Raw genomic sequence first — 6,873 nt, forward strand, 5'->3', positions numbered from 1 at the left:
GGGAGGCGTGCGCCATGGCCTACATCGCGGTGGATCTGGGAGGGACCAACATCCGGGCGGCCCGGTGCGACGGGGAGGGGCGGATCGCCGCCCGCGCCCATCGGCCGACCCGTCCGGAGGAGGGGGTGGAGGCGGTGATCGCCCGGATCGCCGAAGCCATCCGGGAGGTCTGGCCGGCGGACGAGCCGGTGGTGGCCATCGGCGTCGGCGCCCCTGGCCCCCTGGACCCGGAGACGGGGGTCGTCTTGGCCGCCCCCAATCTGGGCTGGGAGAACGTCCCCCTGGCAGAGCGGCTCCGGACGCTGTTCGGGGTCCCTTGCGTAGTGGGCAACGATGCCAACCTCGCCGCGCTGGGGGAGTGGGCCTATGGGGCCGGGCGCGGCCATCGCCATTTGGTGTATCTGACCATCAGCACGGGGATCGGCGGGGGGGTGATCACTCACGGTGTGCTCCTGGAGGGGGCGCGGGGCCTGGGGGCCGAGTTGGGGCATATCGTCGTTGAGGCCCGTGAGGGCCCCCGATGCGGCTGCGGCCAGACGGGATGTCTGGAGGCCATGGCCTCGGGGAGGGCCATCGCCCGTATGGCGCGGGAGGCGTGGGCTCGGGGAGAGCCGGTGCCCTGGCCGGACCCCGCCGCGGTCACGGCGGCGGACGTCGCTGCAGCAGCTGCCCATGGGGACCCGGTGGCCGAAGCCATCATGGATCAGGCGGCCTTCTACCTGGGGGTGGGGATCGCCAGTTTCTGGCATATCTTCAACCCGACCTTGGTGATCCTGGGGGGCGGGGTGATGCGGGCGGGGGACTGGTTCCTGGAGAAAATCCAGGCCTACGCCCGGGCGCGGGCGATGACCCCGGACTACATCACCCCGATCGTCCGAACGGCCTTGGGGGAGGACGTGGGGCTGCTGGGGGCGCTGGCCTACGCCCGCATGCGCGGCGCGGCGGAGGCGCCCATCTCCTCCTGAAGGCGCGCCCACTCCTCGGGGGTGTTGACGTTCCGCCAGGAGCGGCCCTCGGGATCCACCTGGCGCCACGCAGCCGGCAGGATGTAGCGCACGCGGACGGCCGGGTAGAAGGCGACCACAGCCCGCTGGCCGTGGGCGAGGGCGGCGGCGATGGCGTTGAGGCAGGAGACATGGTAGAAGGCGTGCAGCGGCTCGGGGCCTTCCTGGGCGTCCACCGGGACCACCGCGGCTGCGCCGTGGCGATGGGCGAAGAGCCACTCGGCGACCCGAGGATCGGCCAGCGGGAGGTCGCACGCCAGGGCCAAGGCCCACTCGTGGCGGGCCCCCAGCAAGCCGGCCCACAGCCCGCCCAACGGCCCCATGGGAGGATGGGGATCTCGAAGCAGGCGAGCGCCCAGGCCGGCGAACGGCCCCGAGTTCGGCGCCACCACAATCAGGTCATCGGTGACCGATCGAAAGCGGTCGATCAGATCAACGATCAGCGGCCGCCCCCGCCATTCCAGGAAGGCCTTGTCCCGTCCCATCCGGCGGCTTTGGCCTCCCGCCAGGATCACCACGCTATACATCCGAAGCGCCTCCCGCCCCCTCCACCCCCGCGCGGGGGCCCTCCGGACCGCCCTTTGACAGATTGTGTTCTTTTTCCCTACTATAAGTATATCCTTTCGTGAGGAGGGGAACGATGTTCGGACGGCCCAAACCGGAGAAAGCGCCGGTGGGGCCCAAGGCCCCGGCGCCGGGCGCCTCGGTGGAGACCGTGCTGGGGCCCACCTGCGTCTTCAAGGGGGCCCTACAGGGGGACGGCACCATCCGGGTGGAGGGGATCTTCGAAGGGACCATGGAGATCAGCGGGAACCTGATCATCGGGGAAAACGCGCGGGTGCGGGCGGAGATACGGGCCACCAATGTCTCGGTGGCCGGCATGTTGATCGGGAAGATCCAGGCCTCGGGCCGCGTGGAGATCCTTTCCACGGGGAAGGTCTGGGGGGAGATCCAGGCGGGCACCCTTACCATCGACGAGGGCGGCTATTTCCGGGGCCAATCCCTGATGCCAGGGGCCGAGCCCGAGTTCCCCATGCTGGAGGCCCCCCGGCCGGAACGGGGAGAGCGCGTGATCGACGTGGAAGTGGACGAACCCTCCGGCAGCGGGTGAGGGCGCTGCGGCGGTCCCAAAGGGCGCGCGGGCAGGCAGCATCCGATCCGGTCGGCCCGGGCGATGGGGAGGAAGCGATGCCGGTGATCGCCGTCGTCGGGGCGTTGTGGGGAGATGAGGGGAAGGGGCACCTGGTCGATTATCTGAGCCGGGATGCCGAGATCGTTGTGCGGGTGCAGGGCGGGGACAACGCCGGGCACACCGTGGTCAACGAACACGGGACGTTCCGTATGCACCTGGTGCCCTCGGGCATTTTCAACCCGCGCACCACGTGTCTGATCGGGGCGGGGACGGTGGTGAACCCCGACACCTTGCTCCAGGAGCTGGGCGAACTGGAGGCGGCGGGGGTCGACACCGGCCGGCTCCTCATCTCCGACCGGGCCCATCTGGTTTTTCCTCACCACCGGCGGCGGGATGAGTTGGAGGAGCGCGGGCGTGGCGATCGCCCCCTGGGCACCACCCGCCGGGGGATCGGGCCGGCCTACAGCGATAAGGCCGCCCGCATCGGGGTGCGGATGGGCGACCTCCTCCACCGGGACTGGCTGCACCGACGCTTGCAGCAGGCCCACGCAGCCCTTGCGGCGCGCCTGCGGGCCTTGGGGGAGGAGCCGCCTCCTCTGGAGGAACTGATCGAGCGGTGCGAAACCTGGCGGGAGCGCCTGAAAGACCGAATCGTGGACACTATCCCGCTGCTACAGGCGGCGATCCGGCGCGATGCCCGCGTCGTGCTGGAAGGCCAACTGGGGGCCATGCGGGATCTGGACTGGGGGATCTACCCCTATGTGACTTCCTCGAACACCCTGGTCGGCTACGCCGCCGTCGGCGCCGGCATCCCCCCACAGGCCATCCGCGAGGTGATCGGGGTGGTCAAGGCCTTCGCCACCGCCGTCGGCGAGGGCCCACTGGTCACCGAGGTGCACGGGGAGCTGGCGGAGCGGCTGCGCCGGGGCGGCCCGCCCGAGGGCTGGGAGTTCGGGGCCACCACCGGCCGGCCCCGCCGGTGTGGCTGGCCCGACGGTGTGGCCCTGCGTCACGCCGCGTGGTTGAACGGCTTCACCGCCCTGGCGGTCACCAAACTGGACGTCCTGGACGGCCTGGAGGAGATCCGGCTCTGTGTCGGCTATCGCCTGCCCTCCGGCGAGGTTCTTACCCACGTGCCGGACACCCCGTATCTGGAGCAGGCGACCCCGGTTTACGAGCGGCTGCCCGGCTGGGCCGGACCCACCGCCGATGCCCGGCGCTGGGAAGACCTGCCCGAGGCCGCCCGTCGCTATCTCCAGCGCCTGGCGCAACTGGCCGAGGCGCCGGTGCGCTATGTCTCCGTCGGCCCAGGGCGCGATCAGATCATCGAAGTGGGTCCATAACCGATCGGTGCCGGCTGATTCGGCCGGCGCTGCGTTTCAGCGGATCCTTCCGCAGCAGGGGGCGGGATGTTCGACCACCGGACGTATCTTTCCCCGTTCACGTGGCGTTACGGCAGCCTGGAGATGCGCCGGCTGTGGTCGGAGGCCCACCGCCGGCGGCTGTGGCGTCGGGTTTGGATCGCCCTGGCCCGGGCGCAGATGGCGGCCGGCCTGGTGCGCCCGGAGCAGGTGGCCGACCTAGAAGCCCACGCGGAGGCCGTCGACCTGGAGCGGGCGGAGGCCCTGGAGGCCGAACTGGGGCATGACCTGATGGCCGAGCTCCTCACCTTCGCGGAGCAGGCCCCGCAGGGCGGCCCGATCCTCCACCTGGGGGCCACCTCGGCCGACATCGAGGACAACGCCGATGCCCTGCGGCTGCGCGAGGCCCTCGGCCTCATCCAGGCGCGCCTCGGGGAGGTCTTGGAGACCCTGGCGGAGGCCATCGAGCGATGGGCCGGGACGCCGTGCATGGGGTGGACCCATCTGCAGCCTGCCGAGCCGACCACGGTAGGCTACCGCCTGGCCCTCTACGGGCAGGACCTTCTGATGGACTGGGAGGAAATCGCGCGTTGCCGTGCCGCGGTCCGGGGTAAGGGCTTCAAGGGAGCAGTGGGGACAGGGGCCGCTTACGCGGCGCTGTTGGCAGGAACAGGGGTTTCGCCGGCCCAGATGGAGGCCCAGGCGCTGGCATCGTTGGGCTTGGAGGCTTTCCCCGTGACCGGCCAGATCTATCCGCGCAAGCAGGACTGGCGGATCCTCTCCGCCCTGGCCGGCCTGGCCCTCTCGCTTTACAAGATGGCCTTCGATCTGCGCCTTCTGCAGTCTCCGCCCGTCGGCGAGTGGGCGGAGCCCTTCGGCGCCCGCCAGGTGGGCTCCTCGGCCATGCCCTTCAAGCGTAACCCCATCCTCGCCGAGCGGATCAACGCCCTCGCCCGCTACCTGGGCGGGCTGCCCCAGGCCGCCTGGGAGACGGCGGCCCACTCCCTCCTCGAGCGCACCCTGGACGATTCGGCGATCCGCCGGATCCTCCTGCCGGAGGCCTTCCTGGCGGCCGACGAACTGTTGCGCTTGGCCCTGCGGGTTCTACGAGGGCTGCAGATCCATGAGGAGGCGCTGCGGCGCAACCTCGAGCGGTATGGGCCTTTCGCCGCCCTGGAGCCCATCCTCATGGCCGCGGTGCGGGCCGGCGCGGACCGCCAGGCGATGCACTTGCGTCTCCGGGACCATGCCATGGCGGCGTGGGCGGCCGTGCAGGCCGGCGAGCCGAACCCGCTTCGCGCGCGGCTGGCGGCGGATCCCGAGGTCACGCGCTGGCTGGAGCCCGGGGCGCTGGAGCGCCTCATGGACGTGGGATCCTATGTGGGGGATGCGCCGGAACGGGCCCGGGCGATGGCCCGGCGCATCCGCGAGGCGATCGCGGGGACAGAGCGGACTGCTTCCGAGACGGAGTGAGCAACGATGGCCCACAGCGAGCGGTATGCGCTGCTGAGCGTGACGGACCGGACAGGGCTGGCGGCCTTCGCCCGGGGGCTGGTGGCGCTGGGCTGGCGGTTGCTGGCCACCCGGGGGACGGCTCAGGCGTTGGCGGCGGAAGGGATCCCGGTGACCCTCCTGGAGGAGTGGACGGGCCTTCCCGAGATCCTGGGAGGTCGGGTGAAAACCCTGCATCCGGCGGTGCACGCCGGCCTGCTGGCCCGCCCGACCGCCGAGGACATGGCGGAACTGGCGGCGAGGGGCTGGAAGCCCATCGATCTAGTGGCCGTCAACCTCTATGCGTTTGAGGAGGCTGTCGCCCGCGGCGTCTCCCTGGAGGAGGCAGTGGAGGCCATCGACGTCGGCGGGGTGGCCCTGCTCCGAGCCGCGGCCAAGAACTTCGCCCGGGTGATCGTGTGCAGCCACCCTGAGGATTACCCTCCGGTTCTGGAGGCCCTGCGGGAGCGCGGCGAGGTGCCCTTCGAGATGCGCCGTCGCCTGGCGGCCCAGGCCTTTCAACGGGCCGCCCTTTATGATGTCGCCATCGCCCGCTTCCTGGCCGGGGCCGAGGAAGCGGAGGGGTTGCCGGAAACACTGCTCCTGCTGGCCCGCCGTTCCCTCGTCCTACGGTATGGGGAGAACCCCCATCAGTCCGGCGCCTTCTATCACGATCCGTGGCGGGAACTCCCTTTCGAGACCCTCCAGGGGAAAGCCCTCTCTTACAACAACCTGCTAGACCTGGAGGCGGCGTGGCGGGCGGTCCAGGACCTCCCGGCGCCGGCGGCGGTCATCGTCAAGCACAACAACCCATGCGGCGCGGCGGTGGGGGAGACCCTGGCGGAGGCGTTTCGGCGTGCCCTGGCGGCCGATCCGGAGAGTGCCTACGGGGGCATCGTGGCGTTCAACCAGGAGGTCGACGCGGCCACCGCGGAGGCCCTTCAGGGGCTGTTTGTGGAGGTGATCGCAGCCCCGGACTACCGGCCGGAGGCCCTGGCGCGCCTGGCGCCCAAGAAGGCCTGCCGGGTGATCCGGATGCGCCGAGACCCCACGGCGCCCTGGGAGATCCGAAGCGCCCTGGGCGGCTTCCTCGTTCAAACCCCGGATCGCAGTTCGGAGGACCTGGGGGCCTGGCGGGTGGTCACCCGGCGGGCCCCGGACCCTCGGGAGTGGGCGGACCTGCAATTCGCCTGGCGGGTGGTGCGCCACGTCCGCTCGAACGCCATCGTCCTGGCCCGGTCGGGGCAGACCGTGGGCATCGGGGCCGGGCAGATGAGCCGGGTGGACGCGGTGCGGATCGCCGTGGGGAAGGCGGGGGAGCGGGCCCGCGGGGCGGTGATGGCCTCGGATGCCTTCTTCCCCTTCCCGGATGGGGTTGAGGTCGCCGCGGCCGCTGGGGTCACCGCCGTGATCCAGCCCGGGGGCTCCCTTCGAGATCCCGTTGTCATCGAGACAGCGGACCGTCACGGGCTGGCCATGGTCTTCACCGGGACGCGGCACTTTCGGCATTGAGGGGGAAGGACCTCCCCTCGGGGCAACGCCGCGACGGCGCTTATCATTATTTAGGAGATCGATTATAATAGACCCTGGAGGCCCGGCATGGCGTTCACCGTCAAGGATTTCCAGGATCTGGTCCGTTTGCTGGAGCAGCATGAGGAGTGGCGGCGTCAGCTCCGGCGCCTGCTGCTTACGGAGGAGTTTTTGGAGCTTCCAGACCGCTTGGAGCGCACCCGCAAGCAGACGGCCGAGCAATCCCGCCGGCTGGAAAGGGCCCTGGCCGCCCTGAGCGAGGCCCAGGCGCGGACGGAGGCAGCTTTGTCCCGCCTGGCCGAGGCCCAGGGGCGGACGGAGGAGCGCTTGGCGCGCCTGGAGGAGGCGCAGATCC

Annotated in this window: 6 protein-coding genes and 1 pseudogene; 6 read left to right on the plus strand and 1 reads right to left on the minus strand. The window is 70.9% G+C overall.

The window, feature by feature from the left end:
* Window positions 1–14: 14 nt before the first annotated feature.
* Window positions 15–965, plus strand: coding sequence for an ROK family protein (locus tag C4313_RS02020; RefSeq protein ID WP_352428210.1), 951 nt, complete (start codon window positions 15–17; stop codon window positions 963–965).
* On the opposite strand, the gene mobA is transcribed toward C4313_RS02020, so the two are convergent.
* Window positions 920–1,531: a molybdenum cofactor guanylyltransferase gene (mobA, locus tag C4313_RS02025; protein WP_352428211.1), complete on the minus strand. Its 612-nt coding sequence runs from the start codon at window positions 1,529–1,531 to the stop codon at window positions 920–922. The genes C4313_RS02020 and mobA overlap by 46 nt on opposite strands.
* A gap of 113 nt (window positions 1,532–1,644) precedes the next feature.
* Between mobA and C4313_RS02030 the strand changes: the two genes are divergently transcribed.
* The 5 genes and pseudogenes from C4313_RS02030 to C4313_RS02050 form a co-directional block, all read left to right on the plus strand.
* Complete coding sequence (locus C4313_RS02030; RefSeq protein ID WP_352428212.1) at window positions 1,645–2,115, plus strand: bactofilin family protein; 471 nt, start codon at window positions 1,645–1,647, stop codon at window positions 2,113–2,115.
* A 77-nt stretch (window positions 2,116–2,192) separates the two neighbouring features.
* A complete protein-coding gene (locus tag C4313_RS02035; protein WP_352428213.1) occupies window positions 2,193–3,479 on the plus strand; it encodes an adenylosuccinate synthase in 1,287 nt (428 codons plus the stop codon).
* A gap of 66 nt (window positions 3,480–3,545) precedes the next feature.
* Window positions 3,546–4,970 carry an adenylosuccinate lyase gene (purB, locus tag C4313_RS02040; RefSeq protein WP_352428214.1) on the plus strand — a complete coding sequence of 475 codons (1,425 nt, stop codon included), beginning with the start codon at window positions 3,546–3,548 and terminating at the stop codon, window positions 4,968–4,970.
* Window positions 4,971–4,976: 6 nt separating this feature from the next.
* On the plus strand, window positions 4,977–6,500 hold the full coding sequence (purH, locus tag C4313_RS02045; RefSeq protein WP_352428215.1) for a bifunctional phosphoribosylaminoimidazolecarboxamide formyltransferase/IMP cyclohydrolase: 1,524 nt from the start codon (window positions 4,977–4,979) through the stop codon (window positions 6,498–6,500).
* An 87-nt stretch (window positions 6,501–6,587) separates the two neighbouring features.
* A pseudogene (locus C4313_RS02050) lies at window positions 6,588–6,873 on the plus strand (hypothetical protein); the annotation flags it as partial.

Source organism: Thermoflexus sp., from assembly GCF_040289485.1.
In the GTDB taxonomy this organism is placed as follows: Bacteria; Chloroflexota; Anaerolineae; order Thermoflexales; family Thermoflexaceae; genus Thermoflexus.

Coding starts and splice junctions, on each gene's coding strand:
- C4313_RS02020 (WP_352428210.1), top strand. CDS start 15: ATGGCCTACATCGCGGTGGATCTGGGAGGGACCAACATCCGGGCGGCC.
- mobA (WP_352428211.1), bottom strand. CDS start 1,531: ATGTATAGCGTGGTGATCCTGGCGGGAGGCCAAAGCCGCCGGATGGGA.
- C4313_RS02030 (WP_352428212.1), top strand. CDS start 1,645: ATGTTCGGACGGCCCAAACCGGAGAAAGCGCCGGTGGGGCCCAAGGCC.
- C4313_RS02035 (WP_352428213.1), top strand. CDS start 2,193: ATGCCGGTGATCGCCGTCGTCGGGGCGTTGTGGGGAGATGAGGGGAAG.
- purB (WP_352428214.1), top strand. CDS start 3,546: ATGTTCGACCACCGGACGTATCTTTCCCCGTTCACGTGGCGTTACGGC.
- purH (WP_352428215.1), top strand. CDS start 4,977: ATGGCCCACAGCGAGCGGTATGCGCTGCTGAGCGTGACGGACCGGACA.